The 23,842-nt window shown below is 72.9% G+C and carries 23 protein-coding genes; 8 read left to right on the top strand and 15 right to left on the bottom strand.

Features of this window, described 5'->3' with window-relative positions:
• Positions 1-52: 52 nt before the first annotated feature.
• Positions 53-547, top strand: a complete 495-nt coding sequence (locus tag ACQEVB_RS27215; RefSeq protein WP_432976915.1) for an Lrp/AsnC family transcriptional regulator — start codon at positions 53-55, stop codon at positions 545-547.
• Positions 548-554: 7 nt separating this feature from the next.
• Here the strand turns inward: ACQEVB_RS27215 and ACQEVB_RS27220 are convergent, their stop codons facing one another.
• On the bottom strand, positions 555-1,400 hold the full coding sequence (locus tag ACQEVB_RS27220) for a helix-turn-helix transcriptional regulator (RefSeq protein WP_432976918.1): 846 nt from the start codon (positions 1,398-1,400) through the stop codon (positions 555-557).
• Positions 1,401-1,500: 100 nt separating this feature from the next.
• Between ACQEVB_RS27220 and ACQEVB_RS27225 the strand changes: the two genes are divergently transcribed.
• The gene (locus tag ACQEVB_RS27225; protein ID WP_432976921.1) at positions 1,501-2,103 is read left to right on the top strand and encodes an NADPH-dependent FMN reductase; all 603 of its coding nucleotides are present in this window, start codon (positions 1,501-1,503) and stop codon (positions 2,101-2,103) included.
• Here ACQEVB_RS27225 and ACQEVB_RS27230 read toward each other — a convergent pair whose 3' ends face one another.
• From ACQEVB_RS27230 to tkt, 7 genes are read right to left on the bottom strand one after another with little or no spacing between them, the layout of a single operon-like run.
• Positions 2,104-2,541, bottom strand: coding sequence for a YunG family protein (locus ACQEVB_RS27230; RefSeq protein WP_432976924.1), 438 nt, complete (start codon positions 2,539-2,541; stop codon positions 2,104-2,106).
• Complete coding sequence (locus ACQEVB_RS27235) at positions 2,538-2,939, bottom strand: hypothetical protein (RefSeq protein WP_432976927.1); 402 nt, start codon at positions 2,937-2,939, stop codon at positions 2,538-2,540. Before ACQEVB_RS27235 ends, ACQEVB_RS27230 begins: the two co-directional genes overlap by 4 nt.
• Positions 2,936-3,676 carry a 6-phosphogluconolactonase gene (gene pgl, locus ACQEVB_RS27240; RefSeq protein WP_432976929.1) on the bottom strand — a complete coding sequence of 247 codons (741 nt, stop codon included), beginning with the start codon at positions 3,674-3,676 and terminating at the stop codon, positions 2,936-2,938. The genes ACQEVB_RS27235 and pgl overlap by 4 nt, the downstream gene beginning before the upstream one ends.
• Positions 3,673-4,623, bottom strand: coding sequence for a glucose-6-phosphate dehydrogenase assembly protein OpcA (opcA, locus tag ACQEVB_RS27245; protein ID WP_432976932.1), 951 nt, complete (start codon positions 4,621-4,623; stop codon positions 3,673-3,675). The genes pgl and opcA overlap by 4 nt, the downstream gene beginning before the upstream one ends.
• A complete protein-coding gene (zwf, locus tag ACQEVB_RS27250; RefSeq protein WP_432976935.1) occupies positions 4,624-6,150 on the bottom strand; it encodes a glucose-6-phosphate dehydrogenase in 1,527 nt (508 codons plus the stop codon).
• 1 nt (position 6,151) lies between these two features.
• A complete protein-coding gene (gene tal, locus ACQEVB_RS27255; RefSeq protein WP_432976938.1) occupies positions 6,152-7,267 on the bottom strand; it encodes a transaldolase in 1,116 nt (371 codons plus the stop codon).
• A 4-nt stretch (positions 7,268-7,271) separates the two neighbouring features.
• Positions 7,272-9,386: a transketolase gene (gene tkt, locus ACQEVB_RS27260; protein WP_432976941.1), complete on the bottom strand. Its 2,115-nt coding sequence runs from the start codon at positions 9,384-9,386 to the stop codon at positions 7,272-7,274.
• Positions 9,387-9,624: 238 nt separating this feature from the next.
• On the opposite strand from tkt, the gene ACQEVB_RS27265 reads away from it, so the two are divergent.
• A complete protein-coding gene (locus ACQEVB_RS27265) occupies positions 9,625-10,548 on the top strand; it encodes a heme o synthase (protein ID WP_432980611.1) in 924 nt (307 codons plus the stop codon).
• A 5-nt stretch (positions 10,549-10,553) separates the two neighbouring features.
• The gene (locus ACQEVB_RS27270) at positions 10,554-11,057 is read left to right on the top strand and encodes a DUF2505 domain-containing protein (RefSeq protein ID WP_432976944.1); all 504 of its coding nucleotides are present in this window, start codon (positions 10,554-10,556) and stop codon (positions 11,055-11,057) included.
• Here ACQEVB_RS27270 and ACQEVB_RS27275 read toward each other — a convergent pair.
• From ACQEVB_RS27275 to ACQEVB_RS27290, 4 genes are read right to left on the bottom strand one after another with little or no spacing between them, the layout of a single operon-like run.
• Positions 11,041-11,442, bottom strand: a complete 402-nt coding sequence (locus ACQEVB_RS27275; RefSeq protein WP_432976947.1) for a DUF3806 domain-containing protein — start codon at positions 11,440-11,442, stop codon at positions 11,041-11,043. The genes ACQEVB_RS27270 and ACQEVB_RS27275 overlap by 17 nt on opposite strands.
• A 4-nt stretch (positions 11,443-11,446) precedes the next feature.
• Positions 11,447-13,468, bottom strand: a complete 2,022-nt coding sequence (locus ACQEVB_RS27280; RefSeq protein WP_432976950.1) for a S9 family peptidase — start codon at positions 13,466-13,468, stop codon at positions 11,447-11,449.
• A gap of 24 nt (positions 13,469-13,492) precedes the next feature.
• Positions 13,493-14,437 (bottom strand): quinone oxidoreductase family protein, encoded by a 945-nt coding sequence (locus ACQEVB_RS27285; protein ID WP_432976953.1) that lies wholly within the window; start codon positions 14,435-14,437, stop codon positions 13,493-13,495.
• Positions 14,438-15,385 (bottom strand): COX15/CtaA family protein, encoded by a 948-nt coding sequence (locus tag ACQEVB_RS27290; protein WP_432976956.1) that lies wholly within the window; start codon positions 15,383-15,385, stop codon positions 14,438-14,440.
• Positions 15,386-15,615: 230 nt separating this feature from the next.
• Between ACQEVB_RS27290 and ACQEVB_RS27295 the strand changes: the two genes are divergently transcribed.
• Positions 15,616-16,893, top strand: coding sequence for a DUF6777 domain-containing protein (locus ACQEVB_RS27295; RefSeq protein ID WP_432976959.1), 1,278 nt, complete (start codon positions 15,616-15,618; stop codon positions 16,891-16,893).
• 20 nt (positions 16,894-16,913) lie between these two features.
• Here the strand turns inward: ACQEVB_RS27295 and ACQEVB_RS27300 are convergent, their stop codons facing one another.
• Genes ACQEVB_RS27300 through mptB form a run of 3 tightly spaced genes read right to left on the bottom strand, consistent with a single transcriptional unit; the run spans position 16,914 to position 20,211 of the window.
• Positions 16,914-17,690, bottom strand: coding sequence for an ABC transporter permease (locus tag ACQEVB_RS27300; RefSeq protein ID WP_432976962.1), 777 nt, complete (start codon positions 17,688-17,690; stop codon positions 16,914-16,916).
• Positions 17,687-18,607: an ABC transporter ATP-binding protein gene (locus ACQEVB_RS27305; RefSeq protein WP_432976965.1), complete on the bottom strand. Its 921-nt coding sequence runs from the start codon at positions 18,605-18,607 to the stop codon at positions 17,687-17,689. Before ACQEVB_RS27305 ends, ACQEVB_RS27300 begins: the two co-directional genes overlap by 4 nt.
• Positions 18,608-18,618: 11 nt before the next feature.
• Positions 18,619-20,211 (bottom strand): polyprenol phosphomannose-dependent alpha 1,6 mannosyltransferase MptB, encoded by a 1,593-nt coding sequence (mptB, locus tag ACQEVB_RS27310; RefSeq protein WP_432976968.1) that lies wholly within the window; start codon positions 20,209-20,211, stop codon positions 18,619-18,621.
• 294 nt (positions 20,212-20,505) lie between these two features.
• On the opposite strand from mptB, the gene ACQEVB_RS27315 reads away from it, so the two are divergent.
• Genes ACQEVB_RS27315 through sufD form a run of 3 tightly spaced genes read left to right on the top strand, consistent with a single transcriptional unit; the run spans position 20,506 to position 23,838 of the window.
• Entirely contained in the window at positions 20,506-21,267 is a 762-nt protein-coding gene (locus ACQEVB_RS27315; protein ID WP_432976971.1) for a helix-turn-helix transcriptional regulator, read from the top strand.
• Positions 21,251-22,678: a Fe-S cluster assembly protein SufB gene (gene sufB, locus ACQEVB_RS27320; protein ID WP_432976974.1), complete on the top strand. Its 1,428-nt coding sequence runs from the start codon at positions 21,251-21,253 to the stop codon at positions 22,676-22,678. The genes ACQEVB_RS27315 and sufB overlap by 17 nt, the downstream gene beginning before the upstream one ends.
• Positions 22,675-23,838: a Fe-S cluster assembly protein SufD gene (gene sufD, locus ACQEVB_RS27325; protein ID WP_432976977.1), complete on the top strand. Its 1,164-nt coding sequence runs from the start codon at positions 22,675-22,677 to the stop codon at positions 23,836-23,838. The genes sufB and sufD overlap by 4 nt, the downstream gene beginning before the upstream one ends.
• Positions 23,839-23,842 lie beyond the last annotated feature (4 nt).

Genomic DNA, 23,842 nt, shown 5'->3' on the forward strand with positions numbered 1-23,842 from the left:
GGCAGATCCCGTGATCTGCCGACGAATCCACTGTCGTACTAGGATCAGTGTGGTGGATTACACTCCCGACGACGTCGACTGGCGGATCCTCGAAGCGCTGCAGCGCGACGGGCGCGCGAGCTACGCCGACCTCGGCCGGCTCGTCGGGCTCTCGCCGAGCGCCGTCACCGAACGGGTGCGCCGGCTCGAGGACGCCGCGATCATCACCGGCTACCGGGCCGAGGTGGACGCGGAGAAGCTCGGCCTGGCGATCCTGGCCCTCGTCCGGCTGCGCTACCCGCACGGCAACTACAAGCCGTTCCACGACCTGCTTGCCACCACTCCCGAGGTGGGGGAGGCGCACCACGTGACCGGGGAGGACTGCTTCGTCCTGACCGTCCGGGCGCGGTCGATGCGGCACCTGGAGGAGGTCGCGGGGCGGATCGCCGGCCTCGGCCCGGTCACCACCAGCGTCGTCTACTCCAGCCCCTTGCCGCGCCGGCCGGTCGTGGCGAGCGCGGTCGCCGCCAGCGCGGCCGCGGCCAGCGCCTCGCGCCGGCGGGCGTGAACCCGGCTCACCCGAGGGACCGCAGTGTCCGCCCCGCATCCAGACGGGCCAGCCCCTCGGCGCTCACCGCGTCCGCGGGGACCAGCACCGTGAGCCACTGCGACTCGCGATCGGCCACCGTCAGCGGTTCCGGCGTGAGCCGCAGCATCCCGACGGCCGGATGCACGACGCCCAAGGTGCGCAGGTGCAGGTCGGGGACCGGGCGGCGGTCCCAGCGCTCGGTGAACTCCGGGCCGGCGCGCTCCGCCAGCTCGTCGGCGAACCACTCGATGCCGCAGTCGCCGCGGCGCCGGGCGTGCAGCAGCGCGACCTGCTCGTCGGCGACGGCCGCCCAGTCCGTCAAGGTGGTGCGGGCCCGCTCGTCGGTGAAGACGAACTGCAGCAGGTTCGGCGGCTGCCCGTCGAGCATCCCCACCGGGCGGGCGAGCTGTTCGAAGCCTTCGTTCCACGCGAGCAGGTCGCCGCGGTGGTTCACGACGTAGGCCGGCTGGGGGTCCAGGGCGTCCAGGATCGCGGCCACCGGCGGGCGCACCGCGGCCGCGGTGCGCGGCCGACCCGTGCGGTAGATCTCGATGCCCTGACCGGCCACGGCCAGCTCGTGCAGGTGGTGCCGGTCGGCGCCGGACAGCCGCAGTGCGTCCGCCAGCGCGGCCAGGATCTGCGGCGACGGGTGCCGGTCGCGGCCCTGCTCCAGCCGGATCAGGTAGTCGACGCTGACGCCGGCGAGCGTCGCCAGCTCGGCGCGGCGCAGCCCGGGCGTGCGTCGCCGGCCCGCGTCGGGCAGGCCGACGTCCGACGGTCGGGTGGCCTCCCGCCTGCTGCGCAGGAACGCGCCCAACTCCCCTTCGATCACCCCGCCAGTCTGCCCGACCGCGCGGCGCGGAGGGTGGCCCTCCCAGTGCCATGCTGATCGCGGTCTCCCTGCCGGTCGTCGCCGGTCGCACAGTGGCGGCATGAACGAACTGCGCATCGCCGTCCTCGTCGGAAGCACCCGCGCCGCCCGCCGCGGCCCCGCCGTGGCCTCCTGGGTGGCCGAGGCGGCCCGCCGCCACCCCGACCTCGCCGGCGCCCGGGTCGACATCGTCGACGTCGCCGACGCCGAGCTGCCCCTGCTCGACGAGCCGGTCCCCGCCATCGCGGGCGACTACCGCAACCCGCACACCGTCCGCTGGGCGGAGACCGTGCGCAGCTACGACGCGTTCGTCGTCGTGACGCCGGTGCACAACGCGTCCTACCCGGCGTCGCTGAAGAACGCGATCGACTACCTGTACGCGGAGTGGAACGGCGCGGTCGTCGGCCTCGTCGGGTACGGGGCCCACGGCGGCACCCGCGCCATCGACCACCTCCGCACGGTGTTCGCCGAGGTCAAGGCCATCACCCTGGCCCAGGAGGTGTCGCTGGAGATCTTCGGGGACTTCGACTTCTCCGACGCCGACCCCACCGACCGCACCGCCATCGGCCGCGTTGCCCCGCGGCCGCAGCAGGTCGAAGCGCTGCACGCGCTGCTCGGCGCCGTCGCCGCCTGGGCCCGCCCGCGGGCGGCCGTCGCCGCCTGATCAGTGCCAGTGACCCTCCGGCTCGACGGCAGCGACGCCGCCGGGCACGGGCGGCAGCTCAATCGCCAGGCCGAGCAGCCGGGACACCCGCTCGGCCAGCACATGGGCCCGACGCGGGTCGCCGTCGATCACGGGCTCCGTGACGATCTCCGGGCCCAGGCCCTCGCCGTCGCGGAACTGGTCGAAGGTGAAGTCGACGTGCCGGCCGTCCGGCAGGACGTTCCAGGCGTGCCCGTCCGGGGTGCGCTCGCCGGCGCGGTCGAGCACCGTCGCGATCACGATGTCGCCGCCGTACAGGGCGCGGACGACCAGCGCGGACACCGCGCACTGCCCGAGTGACCGGTTGTCCTCCGACCAGCCGTCCGGGTCGTCGGAGGTGTCCCGCGTCCACGACGCCCGCAGCGCTGCCTCGACGGCGGGCAGGTCCGGCGCTGTCATCGCAGCACCGCCCGCAGCGCACCCGGACCGACCACGGTCGCGCCGCCGGCGGCCACGATCCGTCGCAGCTCGCGGTCCGCCGTCACGACGACGACGTCACCGGGCAGCTCCGCGGCCACCGCGGCGATGGTGCTGTCCCCGTCGGCAGGTGCGCGCACGACGACCAGGTCGGCGTGCTCGGGCAGGTCCGTGGCGCGTGCGGCTCGGCCCTCCAGCACGACGTGCACCCGGATCGGAGCCGGCACGCCGACGGCCGCAGCCAGCGCGGCCGGCTCGGCGAGCGCGGCCGCGAGCTGCTCCGCCAGCCGGCGCGCCGCCCCTTCCCGGTCCCGCCACCAGCCGTCGGGCCGGGAACCGACCACGTTGGCGGCATCGACCACGACGTGGGCGACGGTCACGTACGCGGCAGCTTCGCCGCCGACGCGGTGTCGAGCAGCCACAGGGTGCGCTCGCGGCCGGTGGCCCCGGCGACCGGGATCTCGACCTCCGACGCCCCGCCAAGTGCGGCGGTCACGGCGTCGGCCTTCGCCTCGCCCGCCGACACGATCCACACCTCCGCGGCTGCACGGGCCGCGGGCAGGGTGAGGGAGATCCGGGTGGGCGGCGGCTTCGGGCAGTCGTGCACCGCCACGACGCCGGGCTCGGTCTCGTGCACCGCCGGCGAGTCGGGGAACACCGACAGCGTGTGCCCCTCGCCGCCCATGCCGAGCAGCAGCACGTCGAACGCCGGCACCCCGGAGCCGCCGGCGGCCTTCGCCAGCACCTCGGCGTACGCGGCCGCGGCGTCCTCCGCGGAACCGCCGGTGGCGGCACCCATGGGGAACACCTTCGCCGGGTCGACCGGGACGTGGTTCAGCAGGGCCTCGCGGGCCTGCAGCTCGTTGCGCTCCGGGTCGTCCGGTGCGACGAACCGCTCGTCACCCCAGTAGAGCTCGACCCGCGACCAGTCGATCGCCGCCTGCGCGGGTGACGTGCGCACCTGGGCGAGCATCTGGATGGCGACGCCGCCACCGGCCAGCGCGATCCGCGGCACCCCGCCGCCGACCTGCAGGTCGACGATGCGCGTGATCAACCGTGCCGCGGCGGCCGCGGCGAGGGTGTCCGCATCGGGATGGACGACGACCGTCGGGCTCATAGCTCCGCCTTCACCGGGGTGCGGCCGCGGGCGACCGAGCTCCAGCCGGCCAGCGCCTCGGCATACGGCTCGTCGTCGTCGAGCCGGCGCAGCTCCTCGGCGAGGCAGTCACGCACCTCACGCCGGATCAGCGCCACCTGCCGGTCGGGCTGACCTGGTTGCCGCAGCGCGCCCACCTTGCCGTCCGGTCGCACCAGCTCGACCGGCCCGGACGGACGCTCCAGCCGCACGGTGGTGAGGCCGGGCCCGCCGTCGTTGGGGGAGCGCTTCACCTTCGCGTCCAGCCGCGCGGCGAGCCAGCCCGCCATCAGGTCGGTCGACGGCGACACCGCCTCCCCGGCCACGGTCGCCGCGGTGACGTCCTCGAACGGTGGCGCGTCCAGCGCTGTGGCGAGGAGCGCCCGCCACGGCGTCAGCCGCGTCCAGGTCAGGTCGGAGTCGCCCGGCACGTAGTTGGCGCGGCGCTGCTCGAACGCCTTCATCGGGTTCTTCGACGCCAGCGCGTCCGTGACGCGGCGCTGCGCGAGCCGGCCCACCGGGTCGTCGGACGGCACGGCGGGTGCCTCACCGGGCCACCAGGCCACGACCGGGGCGTCCGGGAGCAGCAGCGGCATCACCATGCCGGCGCCGGCCTCGTCGTCGGCCAGCGGACCGTACCCGCGCAGCACGATGACCTCGCTGGCCCCGGCGTCGCCGCCCACCCGGATCTGCGCGTCGAGCCGCGCAGAGGCCTTCTTCGCTCCCTTGGCCAGCACGATCACCCGGCACGGGTGCTCCCGGCTGGCGGAGTTGGCGGCCTCGATGGCCCCTTCGAGCGCGTTGCTGTCGTCGGTGACGATGACCAGCGTCAGCACGCGGCCGAGCGCGAGCACGCCACCCTTCTCGCGCAGCTCCACGATCTTCTTGTTGACCGCGGACGTCGAGGACGACGGAAGATCGACGATCATCTAGGGCCGCCTCCACGTGCGTCCGGTGCGGGCGAGCATCGCGTTGGCCGAGTCCGGACCCCACGAGCCCGCCGGGTACGGGTCCGGTCCGGCGTCCTGCTTCGCCCAGTGCTCGATCACCGGGTCCAGGATCTCCCAGGAGCGCTCCACCTCGGCGTTCACCGGGAACAGGCTGGGCTCGCCCAGCAGCACGTCGAGGATCAGCCGCTCGTAGGCCTCCGGCGACGCCTCGGTGAAGGAGGTGCCGTAGCCGAAGTCCATCGTGACGTCGCGGACCTCCATCTGGCTGCCCGGCACCTTCGACCCGAACCGCATCGTGATGCCCTCGTCCGGCTGCACGCGCACGACCAGCGCGTTCTGCCCGAGCTCCTCGGTCATCGTCGCGTCGAACGGCAGGTGCGGGGCCCGCTTGAAGATCACCGCGACTTCAGTGACGCGGCGACCCAGCCGCTTCCCGGTGCGCAGGTAGAACGGCACCCCCGCCCAGCGGCGGGTGTCGACCTCACAGGTGATCGCGGCGTAGGTCTCGGTGCGGGACTCGGGGTTGAACCCCTCCTCCTCCTTGAGACCCGGCACCTTCTCGCCGCCCTGCCAGCCGCCCAGGTACTGCCCGCGGGCCGTGGTCTCGTCCAGCGGCCCGACCAGCCGGGTGGCGTTGAGGACCTTGATCTTCTCGCTGCGCAGCTCGTTGGAGGAGAACGACGTGGGCTCCTCCATCGCGGTGAAGGCGAGCAGCTGCAGCAGGTGGTTCTGGATGACGTCGCGGGCTGCGCCGATGCCGTCGTAGTAGCCGGCACGGCCGCCGAGCCCGATGTCCTCGGCCATGGTGATCTGCACGTGGTCGACGTAGTGGGCGTTCCAGATCGGCTCGAACAGCTGGTTCGCGAACCGCATCGCGAGGATGTTCTGGACCGTCTCCTTGCCGAGGTAGTGGTCGATGCGGAACACCGAGTCCTCGGGGAACACGTCGTTGACGATGCCGTTGAGCTCGATCGCCGACTTCAGGTCGTGGCCGAACGGCTTCTCGATCACCACGCGCCGCCAGTGGTCGCCGTTCGGCGTCGCGAGCCCGGAGCGGGCGAGCTGCTTGCACACCACCGGGAAGGCGCCGGGCGGGATCGAGAGGTAGAACGCGTGGTTGCCGTTGGTGCCGCGCTCGGCGTCGAGGGCGCGGACGGTGTCCTCGAGCCGGTCGAACGCCTCGTCGTCGTCGAACGATCCGGGCACGAAGCGGAACCCCTCGGCGAGCCGGTCCCACACCTCCTGCCGGAACGGCGTGCGTGCGTGCTGCTTGACGGCCTCGTAGACGACCTGGCCGAAGTCCTGGTCGGCCCAGTCCCGCCGGGCGAACCCCGTGAGCGCGAAGCCGGGTGGCAGCAGACCACGGTTGGCCAGGTCGTAGATCGCGGGCATGAGCTTCTTGCGCGAGAGGTCACCGGTGACACCGAAGATCACCAGGCCGCAGGGCCCGGCGATCCTCGGCAGCCGCTTGTCCCGCTCGTCGCGCAGCGGGTTCTTCCAGGTCACGTCAGCTCTTGTTCGCTCCGTCGAGCTGCCCCTGCACCGTCTCCAGCAGCTCGGCCCAGGACTTCTCGAACTTGTCGACGCCCTCGTTCTCCAGCGTGAGGAACACGTCGGTGAGGTCGACGCCGGCCTCGGCGACCGCGTCGAAGATCCGCTGTGCCTCCTCCGCCCGGCCGGTGACGGCGTCGCCCTTGACCTCGCCGTGGTCGGCGAACGCGTCGAGGGTCTTCTCCGGCATCGTGTTGACGGTGTCGGCGACGACCAGCTCGGTGACGTAGAGGGTGTCGGGGTAGTCGGGGTTCTTCACCCCGGTCGACGCCCACAGCGGGCGCTGCGCCTTGGCGCCCTTCGCGACGAGCGCCTCCCAGCGCTCGCCGGAGAAGATCTCCTGGAAGGCCGCGTAGGCCAGCACCGAGTTGGCCACGGCCGCCTTGCCGCGCAGCTCCAGGGCGCTGCCTCCGATGGCCTCGAGCCGCTTGTCGATCTCGGTGTCGACGCGGGAGACGAAGAAGCTCGCCACCGACGTGAGGCCGGCGAGGTTGTGCCCGTTGGCCGCGGCCTGCTCCAGGCCGTCGAGGTAGGCGCCCATCACCTCGCGGTAGCGCTCCACCGAGAAGATGAGCGTCACGTTCACGCTGACGCCCTCGGCGAGCGCCTGCGTGATCGCGGGCAGGCCCTCCTGCGTGGCGGGGATCTTGACCAGCAGGTTGGGCCGGTCGACGGCCTTCCACAGGTCCACGGCCTCGGCGGTGGTCTTCGCGGTGTCGTGCGCGAGGCGGGGATCCACCTCGAGCGACACGCGGCCGTCGACACCGCCGGTGGCCTCCCAGGTGCCGGAGAACACGTCGCACGCCTGCTGGACGTCCGCCACGGTGATCTCCCGGACGGCGTCGTCCACCGAGGCGCCGCGGGTGGCGAGCTCGCGCACCTGCGCGTCGTAGGACTCGCCGTGCGAGAGCGCGTTCGCGAAGATCGTCGGGTTGGTGGTGACGCCGACGACGTGCTTGTCGGTGATGAGCGACTGCAGGTTGCCGCTGGTCAGGCGCTCACGGGAGAGGTCGTCGAGCCAGATGGAGACGCCTGCGGCAGCCAGCTCTCCGAGTCGGTCGGTCATGGTCATCCTCTCAGGAGTTGCTCTTCGCAGTGACACGGCCCAAGCTCCGGCGCGCAGCGGCCACCACGTTCTCCGTGGTGAAGCCGAACTCCCGGAACAGGGTCTGGTAGTCGGCGCTCGCGCCGTAGTGCTCGATCGAGACCTGCTCGCCCGCGTCGCCGGTGTACTTGAACCACGGCATCGCGATCCCGGCCTCGACGCTGACCCGGGCCCGCACCGCCGGCGGTAGCACCGATGCGCGGTAGTCCTCGTCCTGCTCCTCGAACCACTCGACGCACGGCATCGACACCACACGGGTGGGAACGCCGTCGGCCTCCAGGACCTTCCGGGCGTCGACGGCGATCTGCAGCTCGGAGCCGGTGGCGATGAGGATCACCTGCGGTTCCCCGGAGGACGCCTCGGCGAGGACGTACCCGCCCTTGGCGACGCCCTCGGCGGACGTGCCCTCCAGCACCGGGATGTTCTGCCGGGTCAGCGCGATGCCCTTGGGGCCCTCGGGCCGCTCCAGCGCCGCCTGCCACGCGTAGGCGGTCTCGTTCGCGTCGCCGGGGCGCAGCATGGCCAGCCCCGGGATCGCCCGCAGCGCCGCCAGGTGCTCGATCGGCTGGTGCGTCGGGCCGTCCTCGCCGAGGCCGATCGAGTCGTGGGTCCAGACGTAGATGACCGACGACTTCATCAGCGCGCCCAGCCGCACGGCGCCGCGCATGTAGTCGCTGAAGGTCAGGAACGTGCCCCCGTACGGACGGGTGGGCCCGTGCAGCGCGATGCCGTTGAGGATCGCGCCCATGGCGTGCTCGCGGATGCCGAAGTGCAGGGTGCGCCCGTAGGGGTGCGCCTTCCACATCTTCGTGGCGATCGACTCCGGCCCGAACGAGTCGGCGCCCTTCATCGTCGTGTTGTTGCTCTCGGCGAGGTCGGCCGAGCCGCCCCACAGCTCCGGCAGCACGTCGGCCAGCGCGTCCAGCACGGCCTGCGACGCCTTGCGGGTGGCCACACCCTTGGGGTCCGGGTCCCAGCTGGGCAGCGCCTTCGCCCAACCTTCCGGCAGGCTGCGGCCGATCAGCCGGTCCAGCAGCTCCTTGCGCTCCGGCTCCCGCGCGGCCCAGTCGTCGAACGTCTTCTGCCACGCGGCGTGCGCCTCGCGGCCGCGGTCGACCACCTTGCGGGCGTGCGCGAGCACCTCGTCCTCGACGACGAACGACTTCTCCGGGTCGAAGCCGAGGAACGACTTGATCCCCGCGACCTCCTCGTCGCCCAGCGCGGCACCGTGCGCCTTGCCGGTGTTCTGCAACGTGGGCGCCGGCCAGCCGATGATGGTGCGCAGCACGATGATCGACGGCTTGTCGGTGACCTCGCGGGCCGCCGCGAGCGCGTCGAGGATGCCCGTGACGTTGTTGCCGCCGTCGACGCGCTGGACGTGCCAGCCGTAGGACTCGTAGCGCAGCGCGACGTCCTCGGACAGCGCGATGTCGGTGTCGTCCTCGATGGAGATCTTGTTGTCGTCGTAGACGAGCGTCAGGTTGCCCAGCTGCTGGGTGCCGGCCAGCGACGACGCCTCGGAGGTGATGCCCTCCTCGATGTCGCCGTCGGAGGCGAAGACGTAGATGTGGTGGTCGAACGGGCTCTCACCGGGGGCGGCGTCGGGGTCGAACAGGCCGCGCTCGCGACGGGCGGCCATCGCCATGCCCACCGCGGACGCCAGGCCCTGGCCGAGCGGCCCGGTGGTGATCTCGACGCCCGGGGTGTGCCGGTGCTCCGGGTGCCCGGGAGTCCGCGAGCCCCAGGTGCGCAGCGACTCGATGTCCGCCAGCTCCAGGCCGTAGCCGGAGAAGAACAGCTGCAGGTACAGCGTGAGGCTGGAGTGCCCGCAGGAGAGGACGAACCGGTCGCGGCCGATCCAGTCCGGGTCGCTCGGGTCGTGCCGCAGGACGCGCTGGAAGAGCGTGTAGGCGAGCGGCGCGAGGCTCATCGCGGTGCCGGGGTGGCCGTTCCCGACCTTCTGCACCGCGTCGGCGGCGAGCACGCGGATCGTGTCGACGGCCCGCGCGTCCAGATCGGTCCAGTCGTCGGGCGTGCTGATCTTGGTCAGGTTCTCGATCGAGGTGTCGGATGTCGGGGCGGCCACAGCTCTCCTCGTGAGTCACAGCAGGTGGGGCGGGTCGGGCGGCGCTCTCGGCTCTGCGAGCGAGGCCGGTTCGACCACACCCTAGTCTCGCGCGCGGGCCACGTGTGATCACCGCGCATCGATTCACCGGACGGCTACCCGGGAACGGGTCGGGTTATGCCCCCGGCTACCATCGACACGCCGTAGAAGAAGCGCCGTAGAAGCGTTCCCACCACACGCGAAGAGGTTGCCGGTGAGCCTGCCCGTGTCCGATCAGGGCTCCGCGCGGGTGCGCCGCGTGCGGGACCGGATCGACGCCTACGTCGGGCTCACGAAGACCCGGATCATCGAGCAGTTGCTCGTCGTCACGGTGCCGGCGATGTGCCTGGCGGCCCGCGGGCTGCCGTCCGTGTGGCTGATCCTCGCCACCCTCGTGGGTGGTGCGCTGGCCGCGGCCAGCGCGCACGCCCTCAACTGCGTGGTCGACGCCGACATCGACGCCGTGATGAAGCGCACCGCCCGGCGTCCGCTGGCCAAGGGCCAGGTGCCCCCGCGCAACGCGCTGGTGTTCGGCCTGGTGCTGGGCGTGGTCGCCGCGCTGCTGCTCGGGTTCACCACCAACTGGCTGGCGGCGGCGCTCTCCGTGGCCGCCATCGCGTTCTACGTGCTGGTCTACACGCTGATCCTCAAGCGGCGCACGTCGCAGAACATCGTGTGGGGCGGCGCGGCGGGCTGCATGCCCGTCGTCATCGGCTGGGCGGCGGTCACCGGCACCGTCGAATGGCCGGCGCTGGTGATGTTCGCGGTGATCTTCTTCTGGACGCCGCCGCACTTCTGGGCGCTCGCGATGCGCTACCGCGAGGAATACGCCGCCGCCAACATCCCGATGCTGCCCGTGGTCGCCACGCCGCTGCAGGTGTCGCGCCGCATCGTCGCCTACACGTGGGTGATGGCGCTGGTCACCCTGCTGCTGCTGCCGGTCACGTCGTGGATCTACGCCGTGGCCGCGGTGCTCGGCGGGGTGTACTTCATCTACCAGGCGCACCACCTGCACCACGCGGTCGCGAGCGGTGCCGAGCCCACGCCGATGAAGCTGTTCCACCTGTCGAACGCCTACCTGTGCGGGCTGTTCGTGGCCATCGCCGTCGACGCCGTGATCGGCCTGCCGACCCTGTTCGGCTGAGCCCGGTGGCCTCCCGCGTCCGCGTCGACACGACGTTCGCGGCGCCGCCGGACGTGCTCGCCGCCGAGGTGTTCGGCGAACCGTTCCACCGGGCCAAGCTGGCCGCGATCGGTGGCCCGGGTGCCGTGCTGGAGTCGTTCGAGCAGGTGTCGGACGACGAGCTGCGGGTGGCGCTGCGTCAGGTGCTCGTGCGTGAGTCGCTGCCGGCGATCGCGCGCCCGTTCGCGTTCTCCGACCTCACCCTGCGCCGCCACGAGGAGTGGACGAGCGACGGCGCGCTGCCCACCTGCCGGTTCACCACCAGCGTGGCCGGAGCGCCGCTGCACGGGCGCGGCACCGTCGCGTTCGCCGCGGATCCGGCCGGCACCCGCGTCACCATCGACGTCACCGCCCGCATCACCATCCCGTTCGTCGGACGGGCGGTGCAGGGCGTGGTCACCGAGGTGACGAAGGCCCTCGCCGACGACGAGCTGCGCTTCGCCCAGGAGTGGTTCAGCGACCACTCCTGAGCTGCGCGAACAGCGGCCCCAGGAAGCCGGTCGTGCGCTGCGGCCAGTGCCGGGCCACGACCTCGGCGGGGAACAGCAGGAAGTCGTCCGGCCCCTGCACGGCCATCTCCGTGCCGCGGTCGTCCTCGACGACCACCCAGCGCAGGTCCAGATCCTCGACCAGCCGCTGGCCGAACGCGAGCCCGACGGCGTGCACGACGCCGGTGGCCTCCGCGGCAGCCGGGCCGCTCGCGATCCACGCCGCCCACAGCGCGTCCAGGTCGTGGACGGACAGGTGCTCGGGGGCATCCGGCACCCACCTGGCGGCCAGATCACCGGCCGCCTCGACGTAGCCGGCGATCCATCCCTGCTCCGCCGGGGTCGGCTCGGTGATCCGCTGCGTCACGGGGTCAGGTCAGGGTCGCCGGGGTCTCCCAGTCCTTGCCCAGCACGTGGTGGTCGAGGAACGCGAGCACCGTCTGGTACCACACCACCGCGTTGCCCGGCGTGAGGATCCAGTGGTTCTCGTCGGGGAAGTACAGGAACCGGTGCGGGAACTCGTCCGGGTCGCCGTCGTAGCCGTTGACCAGGTCGTACCAGAGACGCAGCGCCTCGCCGACCGGGACGCGGTAGTCCTTGTCGCCGTGGATCACCAGCATCGGCGTGGTGATCTTCTCGCCGAACCGGTGCGGGCTGTTCGTCCGTTCCATCTCCGGTGACATCTCGTGCCGCCAGTAGGTGGCCACGTCGGTGGTGGTGCCGAACTGGTCGAGCGCCCACAGGCTCGCGTGGGTGACGACGGCGCGGAACCGGTCGGTGTGCCCGGCGATCCAGTTCGCCATGTACCCGCCGAACGAACCGCCGGCCGCGGCCGTGCGGGTCTCGTCGATGTCGGGACGGGCCTCGGCCGCGTCGGTCAGGGCGAGCAGGTCGGTGTAGGGCGCTGCGCCCCACGCACCCCAGCCGCGGCTGACGAAGTCGATCCCGTAGCCGGTGGACAGGGCGGGGTCGGGCAGCAGGACCGCGTACCCGCGGGCCGCGATGAGCCACGGGTTCCACCGCCACTGCCACGCGTTCCAGCTGCCCAGGGGGCCGCCGTGCACGGCCAGCACGAGCGGCGCAGGGTTCTCCGCCGACGCGCCCTCCGGCAGCACCAGCCACGAGCGCAGCGGGGTGCCGTCCTCCGCGGTCGCGGTGACCTCGGTGAGCATGCCGGGCAGTTCCGGGGTCTCCGCCGGCGCCCGCAGGTACACCGGCTGCTGGTCGGGCGTGGCCGGGTCCAGCCGCACCGGGGCGGGGAACCGGTCGACGCTGCTGCGCAGCGCGTACACCGCGCTCCCGTCGGCCGCGACGGCCAGATCGGTGTAGGCGCCGTCGTCGCCCGTCAGCCTGGTCACCGTCCCGTCGAGCTCGATGCGGAACACCGGCGAGCGCCCGCCGTCGTCGGCGGTGACGATCAGCGCGGACGAGTCCGCAGCCCACTGGTAGCCGGTTGCCCAGCGGTCCCAGCCGTCGGTGACGACGAGCGGCTCGGCGCTGCCGTCCGATCGCAGCACGACGAGGTCCTGGTCGGAGCAGCGGGTCGGCGAGGGGAGGGTCGAGCGGCTGCAGACCACCCATCGGCCGTCCGGGCTGATCAGCGCCCCGCCGTAGTCGTGGTGGGCGTCGCCGGCGAGGGTGCGCCGGTCGCCGGTCGCCACGTCGATCGCGACGACGTGGAACCGCTGGTCGCCGCGCTCGGCGGGCACCGCCCACTCGGTCACGACCGTCGCGCCGTCGGGCGAAACGTCGGGCGCGCTGCTCAACAGCGCCGTGCCCGCATCGGGGGTGAGGTCGCGCCACTCGATCCGCGACCCGTCGGCGGGCAGGTCGCCGGCGAGCAGCCGCGGCCGGTCCGGGCCCAGGTCGGCGTCCCAGTACCGGACCGGGTAGCCGCTGTGCAGGATGCCGCTGACCTTCCGCTCCTTGCGCGCGGTACGGCGCTCCTCGTCCTCCTCCGCGGAGCCGGCCGCCGGCAACGTCATCGACGTCACGACCACCGTGCCGGCCGTGCGGGCGACCACCGGGCCGGAAACGCCGCCCGGACGGGTCCCGACGACGTGTCCCTCACCCGTGACGGGCAGCAGCCACAGCGCCGCCGGCGCGTCGTCGTCGGGGTTCTCGGCGGCCGGATCGGGGCGGGCCGAGGTGAACAGCAGATCACCGGACGGGGTGAACGCCGCCGACGTCTCCGGCTTGGTCCCGCGGGTCAACCGCTGCGCCGGCCGCTCCCCGGCGGGGTCGATCTCCCAGAGGGCCGGCCGGAACCGCACCCCCTTCGGGTCCAGCTCCGCCACAGCCGTGACCAGCCTGGTTCCGTCGGGGGACAGGATCAGGCCGGAGAGGCGGGGGAGCTTCTGGTAGGCGTCGAGGTCGTGGAACGTGGTCGGCACGCCCCCGAGTCTGCCGGAGATCGATCAGGGCACGAGCAGCAGTTTGCCCGTGGTGCGCCGACCTTCGAGGTCCTCGTGCGCGGTGCGCACGTCGTCGAGCGGGTAGCGGCCGCCGATGCGCACGTCGAGGGTGCCGTCGGCCACCGCGCCGAGCACGGCGTCGGCGCGGGCGAGCAGCTCGTCGCGGGTCACGATGTAGTCGTAGAGCTTCGGGCGCGTGAGGAACACCGAGCCGGCCGCGTTGAGCCGCTGCGGGTCGAACGGCGGCACCGGCCCGCTCGCTGCGCCGCACAGCACCAGTGTGCCGCGCCGGCGCAGCGCGGCCAGGCTCGCGTCGAACGTGGAGGCGCCCACCCCGTCGTAGACGACGTGCACGCCGGCTCCGCCGGTGAGGTCCCGCACCGCCGCGGCGACGTCGTCGACCTCGCTGTAGTTCACGATCTCCGCGGCCCCGGCCTTCCGGGCCAGCTCCGCCTTCTCCGGCGTCGACACGGTGCCGATCACCCGGGCGCCGCGGGCGGCGGCGAGCTGCGTCAGCTGGAGTCCGAGGCCGCCTGCGGCGGCGTGGACGAGCACGTCCTGACCTGCCTGGACCGGGAACGCGTCGACGACGAACGCGTGCGCCGTCATGCCCTGCAGCAGCGCGCCCGCGGCCTGCTCGTCGGTGAGCGACTCGGGCACGGGGACGGCCTTGTCGGCCGGCACCGCCATGCGCTCCGCGTAGCTGCCCAGCGGCTCGACCCAGGCCACCCGCTCGCCGGTGCCGACGACCCGGCCGACCCCCTCCGTGCCCAGCACGAACGGGCGCGGGATCGGGTAGAGGCCCTTGCGGTGGTAGGTGTCGATGAAGTTGACGCCGGCGACGCTGACGTCGACGAGCAGCTCGCCGTCCTGCGCGACGGGCTCGGGTGCGTCGCTGACGGCCAGCACCTCGGGCCCGCCCGTCTCCGTGATCCTGACCGCGCGCACCTACACCACCTCCGCCGGGGCCGTCGCCGGCACCGTTCGTTCCGCCAGTGAGCGTCGGGCGGTGCCCGCCCACAGCGCCGACGCGGCCACGACGGCCAGCATCGAGCCCAGGACGTGCAGCGACACCAACGCCTCCGGAACGCCGAGGGCGTACTGGATACTCCCCAGCGCCCCCTGCGCCAGCACGACGGCCACGAGCACGACGTAGCGGCGCCACAACCCGGCAGACACACCGACCGCGCGCAGGGCGAACCCGAGCCCGACGACCAGGCCGAGGTAGGCGAAGACGAGGTCGGCGTGCAGCTGAGCGGTGGCCTGGACGCCCAGTTCCAGGCGCGGGGTCTTCGCGTCGCCGGAGTGCGGCCCCGCCGCGGTCACGAGCGTGCCGGCCACGAGCAGCAGGCCCAGCACGCCGGACGAGGTGGCCACGAGCGCCCTGACCGCGCGGGGCACGGTCGGCAGCGGGGGCCCGTCCCCGTCGTCGACCGCGCAGACGAGCTGCACGGCGAGCCAGACGAACACCACCGAGATGAGGAAGTGCAGCCCGACCGACCACCAGACCAGCTGCGCACGCACCACGAACCCGCCCACGACGGCCTGCGTGATCACCCCGACGGGCTGCAGCCACGCCAGCCGGACGAGTCGCGGGTGGCGCGGCTTGTAGCCCCACGCGGCGATGAGGCAGGCGGCGGCGACGAGCACGACGACCCCGGTGAGCAGCCGGTTCCCGAACTCGATCCACTGCGTGAGGGGCTCGACCTCGGGGTGCGGGGTCGGGACCATGCTGCCGGGGAAGCACTCCGGCCAGGTCGGGCAGCCGAGACCGGAGCCGGTGACCCGCACGACGGACCCGGTTACGGCGATCCCGGCCTGGGCGACGACGGCGGCGATGGCGACCGGGCGCATCACCGCGCGCGGAGTGGCCGGCAACCGGTCGAGGAGTCGCATACTACGGATGGTAGAAGGTGGCGCCGCGGCACCGTCGTCCGCGGTGGGCGCTCGGCGAGAATCGGGCCGATCGACGTATTGGGAGTGCCTCCCGCCTGTGGGATTCTTGCGGCCCCCGAAGCTGAGGTGCTGATGAGCGTGCGTGCGAGCGTTTTCTCGACACAGCGCGGCGGGGCGCCGACGTGAGGGAGTGGCCGCCGCGCCCGGGTGCGCCGCGTCGGCGGGCTCGGGTGTCGCCGCGTACGGGGCTGCTGGCCGCCGCGGCGGTGGTCGTGGCGCTCGCGGCGGTGGCAGCTGTGCTCGTCGTGACGTCGTCGGGTGATGACACCGAGAGCGTCATGTTGGAGCCGGTGGCTGCGGACGGCGCGCATCCGTTCATGCCGTCGGTGGCGAAGCGGCAGGGCCCGCTCACGCCACCGGTCGGAACGGGTGGGCCGCTGCCTGCGTCCACGCACGGGCTGTACGGCGGCGTGCTGGGCGAGGCGAGCTGCGATGCCCCGGCGATGCTGGCGTTCCTGCAGGCGGATCCGGCCAAGGCGATCGCGTGGGCGGGTGTGCTGGGGATCGGGGTGGCGGAGATCCCGGCGTACGTCGCGGACCTGACGCCGCTCGTGCTGCGCTCGGACACGTACGTGACGAACCACGGGTTCGCCGACGGCCGGGCCACGACGGTGGTCTCGGTGCTGCAGGCGGGGACGGCGGTGTTCGTGGACCGGTTCGGGCTACCGCGGATCCGCTGCACGTGCGGGAACCCGCTCACGGCGGCGAGGGCGCCGGACGGTCCGGTCTTCATCGGGGCGTCGTGGCCGGGCTTCAACCGGGCGACGATCACCGTGGTCGAGGACAGCACCGGGCTGATCGACGAGTTCACGCTGGTCGACGTCGTGACCGGGAGCGAGTTCCTCCGCGCTCGGGGCCCGGCCGCGAGCGGTGATCGGTCGGCGTCGGATGCCGCGGTGGCCTCGGCCGCGGCGGGGGCACCGGCGGAGGCTGCCCTGCCGACCGCCGGTGCGCCGACGGCGCGGCCGCCTGCTCCGCCGCAGGCGCGGACCGTCGAGGGCACGCACGTGCTGACCCAGGAGGACGGCGCGGGCTGCAGCTTCTCCGACGCGCCGCGCATCACCGGCTCGTTCACCCTGACCGTGCTGCTCGACGGCTCGGTGAGCGGCCGGCTGGCGGGGCAGGGCAGCGGTACGCGCGACGTCACGTGCGCCGAGTCGAGTGCGCGCATGGCGTGGGGCCAGCGGTACTCAGGAACGTTCACGGGACGGGTGGCGGGTGGGCGGCTGACCGGCAGCGGGACGCTGCACGACGTCAACTCGACCCGGCTGACGGGGTGCACCAACGGTGGCCGTCCGGTGAACTGCGCGCCGTACCAGTCCGGGCCGGTGGACCTCCCGATCACCCTCAGCGGCAGCTACGACCCCGTCACCGGGCGGAGCGAGGGCACGTTCGTCGTCGGGCAGACGGCCCGTCCGACGTCGGGGACGTGGGCGGCGCAGCCCTGATCTCAGCGCCAGCCCTGATCTCAGCGCCAGCGCACGAGCTTCGCGGCGGCGCCCGCAGCAGCGGCGGTCCAGGCCAGGAGTACGAGCACCGGTCCCCAGCCGGGAGCGGCCCCGGTCGTGAGGGTGGTGCGCAGGCCCTCGGCCAGCGCGCCCGACGGGAGGAGGGACGCGACGGCGGCGAGCGGCCCGGGCAGCTGGTCCAGCGGCACGACGATGCCGCCGGCGAGCAGCAGCACGAACCACACGACGTTGGCCAGCGCGAGGGTGATCTCGGCGCGCACCATGCCGCCGAGCAGGATCCCCAGCGAGCCGAACGCGGTGCAGCCCAGCACCACCAGGAGCAGGCCCCAGCCCAACCCGGACGGCGCGGGCGACCAGCCGAGCACGGCGGCGATCAGGCCGAGCACCACCAGCTGCACGACGACGATGCCGGCGACGGCGGTGAGCCGGCCCGCGACGAGCAGCCAGCGCGGCAGCGCGGTGGCCGCCAGCCGCGCGATCACGCCGTAGCGGCGGTCGAAGCCGAGCGCGATCGCCTGCCCGGTGAACGCCGTCGACATCACCGCGAGCGCCAGGACCCCCGGCGCGACGGCGGCGACCCGCGGCTCCGGCAGCGGGACGAGCGGCAGCAGCGTCAGCCCGACGAGCAGCAGCGCCGGGATCAGCAGTGTGAGCAGCACCTGCTCGCCGTTGCGCAGCGCGAGCTTCAGCTCGGTCGCGGCCTGCACGGCGAGCATCCGGCCGGGCCGGCCGGGTCCCGGCTGCGGGGTGAACGTGCCCTCAGGGAACAGCGTCATCGCAGCTCACGCCCCGTCAGCTCGAGGAAGACGTCTTCGAGGCTGCGCCGGGCGACCTGGACGTCGTCGGCGAGTGCGCCCTGCTGCGCGCACCAGGTGGTGACGGTGGCGAGCACGGTGGGATCGATGCGGCCCTGCACGAGGTAGCGACCGGCGACGGGCTCCGCGGCGCGGTAGTCGGCGGGCAGGGCAGCAGCGAGGCCGGCGACGTCCATGCCGGGCTTGGCGCGGAAGCGCAGCTCGCGCTGCTCGGTGCCGGCCGTGAGCGCGGCCGGGGTGCCGCAGGCGACGACCTTCCCGTGGTCGATGATCACCACCTGGTCGGCGAGCGCCTCGGCCTCCTCCATGAGGTGGGTGGTCAGCAGCACGGCCACCCCGTCGCGGCGCAGCGCCCGGATGAGGCCCCACACGAGGTGGCGCCCCTGCGGGTCCATGCCGGCGGTCGGCTCGTCGAGGAACACCAGCTCGGGCCGGCCGACGACGGCGCAGGCCAGCGCGAGGCGCTGCTGCTGCCCACCGGACAGGCGCTTGAACGGCGTGCGCGCGCAGGACTCGAGGCCCAGGGTGGCGAGCAGCCACGCGGGGTCGAGCGGGTGCGCCGAGCACGCGGCGACGAGGCGCAGCATCTCGGCGGCCCGCACGCCGGGGTAGGCACCGCCACCCTGCGGCATGACCCCGATGCGGGCGCGCAACGCGTCCGGCGCACCCGCGGGGTCGGTGCCGAGCACGCGCACCTCGCCACCGTCGGCGCGGCGGAAGCCCTCGCAGACCTCCACGGCCGTGGTCTTCCCGGCGCCGTTGGGGCCGAGCAGCGCGAGCACCTCGCCGGCGTCGAGCCGCAGGTCCAGGCCGTCGACGGCGGTGACGGCCCCGTAGTTCTTGACGAGGCCGCGCACGTCGACAGCAGGTGGGCTCACGATCGGGAAGCTTAGAGCGACGGCTGCGGTGTTTCGGGCGGGGCAGGGGCCCGTCGCCTCCCGGGCAGCATCTCGATGTCGTAGCCGCGCTGCCCGATCAGGAGGCGTCGCTGGACGGCGAGCACGAGCACCAGCAGGAGCACGCCGGCCACGATGGCCAACGGCAGCTGGAACGCCCGGAAGTTGAAGTCGGCCCCGGTGGGTGGCACGACCACGGCGAGGACCGCGGAGATGGCCAGCACGGCACGCCGGTAGCCGGGTACCGCCCGGGTGGCGGCCAGCGGGATCACCGCCCACAGCAGGTACCAGGGGTGCACGACGGGGCCGAGCAGCACGAACGCGGCGAGCGCCGCCGCCATGCCGGTGAACGCGTCGACCCGTCCGCGGTAGGTGAGCCACAGCACCCACGCGACGGCGGCGGCGCCGAGCAGGAGCCCGATCGCGCGGGTGACGGTGAGCACGCCCTGCGTGTGCTCGCCGAACCCGGCGATGATGCCGACCTGGCCACCGATCATCCCGAGATCGGTGGTGACCGACATCCAGCTGAGGATCAGGCTGGGGATGGCGAGCGTGGTGGCCCACCCGATGCCGACGCCCAACCCGGCCGACAGCGGCACGTAGACGATCAGCGCGACCGCGAGGAGCAGACCGGCGGCGAGCGCGACGTCGCGGATGCGGTTGCCGCGCTTGCGCGCCCAGTCCATGCCGAGGAAGCCGAGCGCCAAGGCCGCAGGCAGCTTCACCGCCGACGCGCAGACGATGAGCAGGGCTCCGCCGAGCAGCATCGGATCGGTGATCCGCTCCGTCGCGCGCAGCCCGATCTCCATCCCGACGAGCATCAACCCGACCATCAGCGCCTCGTTGTGCATGCCGCTGATCAGGTGGAACAGCACGATCGGGTTGGCAGCACCGAGCCAGAGCACCAGGCCGGCGTCGAGGTTGCAGCGCTTCGCAAGCTTCGGCAGCGCCCAGATGATCATCGCCAGGCCGGCGAGGGCCAGCACCCGGTAGCAGAAGATCCCCAGCACGAGGTCGTTGCCCGAGATCGCGGTGATGCCGCGCCCCAGCACCAGGAACAGCGGGCCGTACGGCGCGCCGGTGTCGCGCCAGATGTTCGGGATGCTGCGCACCAGCGGGTCGTCGATGCCCAGCGCGGTGACGGGCGGGAGCGTGTACGGGTCGAGCCCACGGGCGAGCGTCGCGCTCTGGGCGAGGTAGCTGTAGACGTCGCGGGAGAACAGCGGCGGCGCGAGCGCGAGCGGCACCGCCCACAGGATCGCGGTCTTCCACAGCTGGACGCCGTCCGGCGCGGGGGCGACGGCGCCGTTCTCGCGCAGCATCTTCCCGATCCACAGCCAGCACATCACCAGCAGGAGCAGCCCCGTGTAGGTGATGGCGATGGCGATGGTGACGTTGCGCGCCGGGAGCCCCAGGATGCGCACCCCGAACAGCGGGTTGGGCGAGGGCAGCGCGCCGGCCCCGAACGCGCCGATGCCCATCAGCAGCGTGCCGACGGTGCCCAGGCGCCGCGCGACCCGGCTCGGGTCGCGGGGCGGTACCTCTGCCTCGACGGCAGGTGCGCCGTCGACCGCAGACGTGACCATGTCGGGGGAGCCTAGTGCCGCGTCAGGGGACGTCGGCACGTACCTCGGCGGCCCGGACGCCGCCTGGCGGCGTTGCCGGCCCGCTCGAGTACGCCAGGTACGTGTCACGGACCGGCGCCTTGCCAGCCGACGCCCGGATCCACCGATCTACGCACCAACGTCCCCTGACGCGGCACTGGCCAGACGCCGGCGCGTGACCCACGTCACCTATCGGGACGCGATCGACGCGGAGACCTCCGTCACAACGGGCGGGTGGGTTTGTCTCCCCGCGCGAAAATAGGAAACACTGGTGTTGTGAAAAGCGCCGAGCACCCGCACGTCGATGGCCTCACGGCCACCGGCGAGGGTCGCACACGCGTCGCCGTGGCCCGCATGCTGATGGAGCAGGGTCCGGTCACCGCCGGCGAGATCGCCGCGGCGCTGGAGATCTCCGGTCCGGCCGTCCGGCGCCACCTCGACGCATTGCTCGCCGACGGGGAGGCCGAGGCCAGGGAGGCACCGGCCCGCGGCCGTCGCGGCCGCGGCCGGCCGGCGCGCAGCTACCTGCTCACCGCCGCCGGTCGCACGAGGTTCGGGCACGGGTACGACGACCTCGCGGTCGCGGCGCTGCGCTACCTCGCGGAGCAGGGCGGCCAGGAGGCCGTCGAGGGCTTCGCGCGCAAGCGTGCCCGCGACCTGATCGGTTCGGCGGCCCCCGCCGTCGGCGCCGTCGAGAGCCCCGGCGACCGGGCCGACGTGCTCGCCGGCGCGCTCACCGAGCGCGGCTACGCGGCGCAGGCCCGCGCCGCCGGGACAGGCGCCCGCACGGGCGTGCAGCTGTGCCAGCACCACTGCCCGGTCGCCCACGTCGCCGCCGAGTTCCCCGCCCTCTGCGAGGCCGAGACGGCCGCCATCGCAGACTTGCTCGGCACGCACGTGCAGCGGCTTGCCACCATCGCGCGCGGCGACGCCGCGTGCACCACCCACGTCCCGCTCGACGTTCCCGACGTCGCGCGGCGACCGCACCCCACCACAATCCCGAGAGGGAGGCAGTCCACACATGACGACCGCTCCTGAGTCGCTCACCCAGGAGGAGACGCTCGCCACGCTCGGCCGGTACGACTTCGGCTGGGCAGACCCGGACGCCGCAGGCGCGTCCGCGAGGCGAGGGCTCTCCGCCGACGTGGTCGCCGACATCTCGGCGTTGAAGAACGAGCCCCAGTGGATGCTCGACTTCCGGTTGAAGGCGCTCGACATCTTCGAGCGCAAGCCGATGCCGCGCTGGGGCGCCGACCTGTCGGGCATCGACTTCGACAACATCAAGTACTTCGTGCGGTCCACGGAGAAGCAGGCCACCAGCTGGGAGGACCTGCCCCCGGACATCAAGAACACCTACGACAAGCTGGGCATCCCGGAGGCGGAGAAGGCCCGCCTGGTCGCCGGCGTCGCCGCGCAGTACGAGTCCGAGGTCGTCTACCACCAGATCCGCGAGGACCTGGAGGCCCAGGGCGTGATCTTCCTGGACACCGACACCGGGCTGCGCGAGCACCCGGAGCTGTTCAAGGAGTACTTCGGCTCGGTCATCCCGTCGGGCGACAACAAGTTCTCCGCGCTCAACTCCGCGGTGTGGTCGGGTGGCTCGTTCATCTACGTGCCGCCGGGCGTGCACGTCGACATCCCGCTGCAGGCCTACTTCCGGATCAACACCGAGAACATGGGCCAGTTCGAGCGCACGCTGATCATCGTCGACGAGGGCGCGTACGTGCACTACGTCGAGGGCTGCACGGCGCCGATCTACAAGTCCGACTCGCTGCACTCCGCCGTCGTGGAGATCGTGGTGAAGAAGGGCGGGCGCTGCCGCTACACCACGATCCAGAACTGGTCGAACAACGTCTACAACCTGGTCACGAAGCGGGCCAAGGCCGAAGAGGGCGCGACCATGGAGTGGGTCGACGGCAACCTCGGCTCCAAGGTCACGATGAAGTACCCGGCCGTCTGGCTGATGGGTGAGCACGCCAAGGGCGAGGTGCTCTCCATCGCGTTCGCGGGCGAGGGGCAGCACCAGGACGCCGGCGCGAAGATGGTGCACCTGGCGCCGCACACGTCCTCGACGATCATCTCGAAGTCGGTGGCCCGCGGCGGTGGTCGCACGTCCTACCGCGGCCTGATCCAGGTCAACCCGCGCGCCCACCACAGCCGTTCCACGGTGAAGTGCGACGCGCTGCTGGTCGACACGATCAGCCGCTCCGACACCTACCCCTACGTCGACATCCGCAACGACGAAGTGACGATGGGGCACGAGGCCACGGTCTCGAAGGTGAGCGACGACCAGCTGTTCTACCTGATGAGCCGCGGCCTCACCGAGGACGAGGCCATGGCGATGGTCGTCCGCGGGTTCGTCGAGCCGATCGCGCGCGAGCTGCCCATGGAGTACGCGCTGGAGCTCAACCGGCTCATCGAGCTGCAGATGGAGGGGTCCGTCGGATGACGGAGGTAGCAGGTCTCGCGCCGGAACTGGCGGGCGCGAAGAAGGGTCAGGGCTCCAAGCCGCTGGCCTCGGCGAGCGAGCGCTTCACGTCCTACGATGTCGACGCGTTCGAGGTGCCGGGCGGGCGCGAGGAGAACTGGCGGTTCACGCCGATGCGGCGCCTGCGCGGGCTGCACGACGGCACCGCGGCGCTCGACGGCTCGACCGCCGTCACCGTGCTGGGGGCCGAGACGGAGAGCGTCGGGCGTGACGATGCGCGGATCGGCGAGGGCGGCGTCCCGGCCGACCGCGTCGCCGCGGCGGCGTGGTCGGCGTTCCGCACGGCCACCGTCGTGACGCTGGACGGCACGCCCGACCCGGTCACCGTGACCGTGGAGGGACCGGGTGAGGGCCGGTCGGCGGTTGGCCACCTGCAGCTGCGCACCACGCCGCACGCGCAGGCCACGGTCGTCGTCACCTACTCGGGCTCGGGCACGCTCGCCGACAACCTCGAGGTAGTGCTCGGCGACGGCTCGCAGCTCACGCTGGTCGTCACCGACGAGTGGGCCGACGACGCCGTGCACGTGGGGGCTCAGCACTACTCGATCGGTCGCGACGCCACCCTGCGCGGGGTCGGCGTGGCGCTGGGCGGCGACCTCGTGCGGATCAGTCCCACGGTGCAGTACCGGGGCCCCGGGGGCGACGCCGAGCTGCTCGGCCTCGGCTACGCCGACGCCGGCCAGCACCTGGAGCAGCGCCTGCTCGTCGACCACTCGGTGCCGCACTGCCGCTCCAACGTGAACTACAAGAACGCCCTGCAGGGCGACGGCGCGCACACCGTCTGGATCGGCGACGTGCTGATCCGCGCGGCCGCCGAGGCCACCGAGACGTTCGAGCTGAACCGCAACCTGGTGCTCACCCCGAAGGCCAGGGCCGACTCGGTGCCGAACCTGGAGATCGAGACCGGCGAGATCGCCGGTGCCGGCCACGCCAGCACCACCGGCCGGTTCGACGACGAGCAGCTGTTCTACCTGCAGAGCCGCGGCATCCCCGAGGACGTGGCCCGCCGGCTCGTCGTCCGCGGCTTCTTCGGCGAGATCCTGTCCAAGATCACCCTTCCCGACCTGCGGGAGCGGCTCGAGCAGGCCATCGAGGCCGAGCTCGCCGTGACCGGCGCCTGAGCAC

This window comes from Pseudonocardia sp. CA-107938 (assembly GCF_050936315.1).
GTDB lineage: Bacteria > Actinomycetota > Actinomycetes > Mycobacteriales > Pseudonocardiaceae > Pseudonocardia.

Coding starts and splice junctions, on each gene's coding strand:
- pgl (WP_432976929.1), bottom strand. CDS start 3,676: ATGAGCCCGACGGTCGTCGTCCATCCCGATGCGGACACCCTCGCCGCG.
- ACQEVB_RS27230 (WP_432976924.1), bottom strand. CDS start 2,541: ATGACAGCGCCGGACCTGCCCGCCGTCGAGGCAGCGCTGCGGGCGTCG.
- sufD (WP_432976977.1), top strand. CDS start 22,675: ATGACGGAGGTAGCAGGTCTCGCGCCGGAACTGGCGGGCGCGAAGAAG.
- ACQEVB_RS27300 (WP_432976962.1), bottom strand. CDS start 17,690: ATGACGCTGTTCCCTGAGGGCACGTTCACCCCGCAGCCGGGACCCGGC.
- opcA (WP_432976932.1), bottom strand. CDS start 4,623: ATGATCGTCGATCTTCCGTCGTCCTCGACGTCCGCGGTCAACAAGAAG.
- mptB (WP_432976968.1), bottom strand. CDS start 20,211: ATGGTCACGTCTGCGGTCGACGGCGCACCTGCCGTCGAGGCAGAGGTA.
- sufB (WP_432976974.1), top strand. CDS start 21,251: ATGACGACCGCTCCTGAGTCGCTCACCCAGGAGGAGACGCTCGCCACG.
- ACQEVB_RS27290 (WP_432976956.1), bottom strand. CDS start 15,385: ATGCGACTCCTCGACCGGTTGCCGGCCACTCCGCGCGCGGTGATGCGC.
- ACQEVB_RS27225 (WP_432976921.1), top strand. CDS start 1,501: ATGAACGAACTGCGCATCGCCGTCCTCGTCGGAAGCACCCGCGCCGCC.
- tal (WP_432976938.1), bottom strand. CDS start 7,267: ATGACCATGACCGACCGACTCGGAGAGCTGGCTGCCGCAGGCGTCTCC.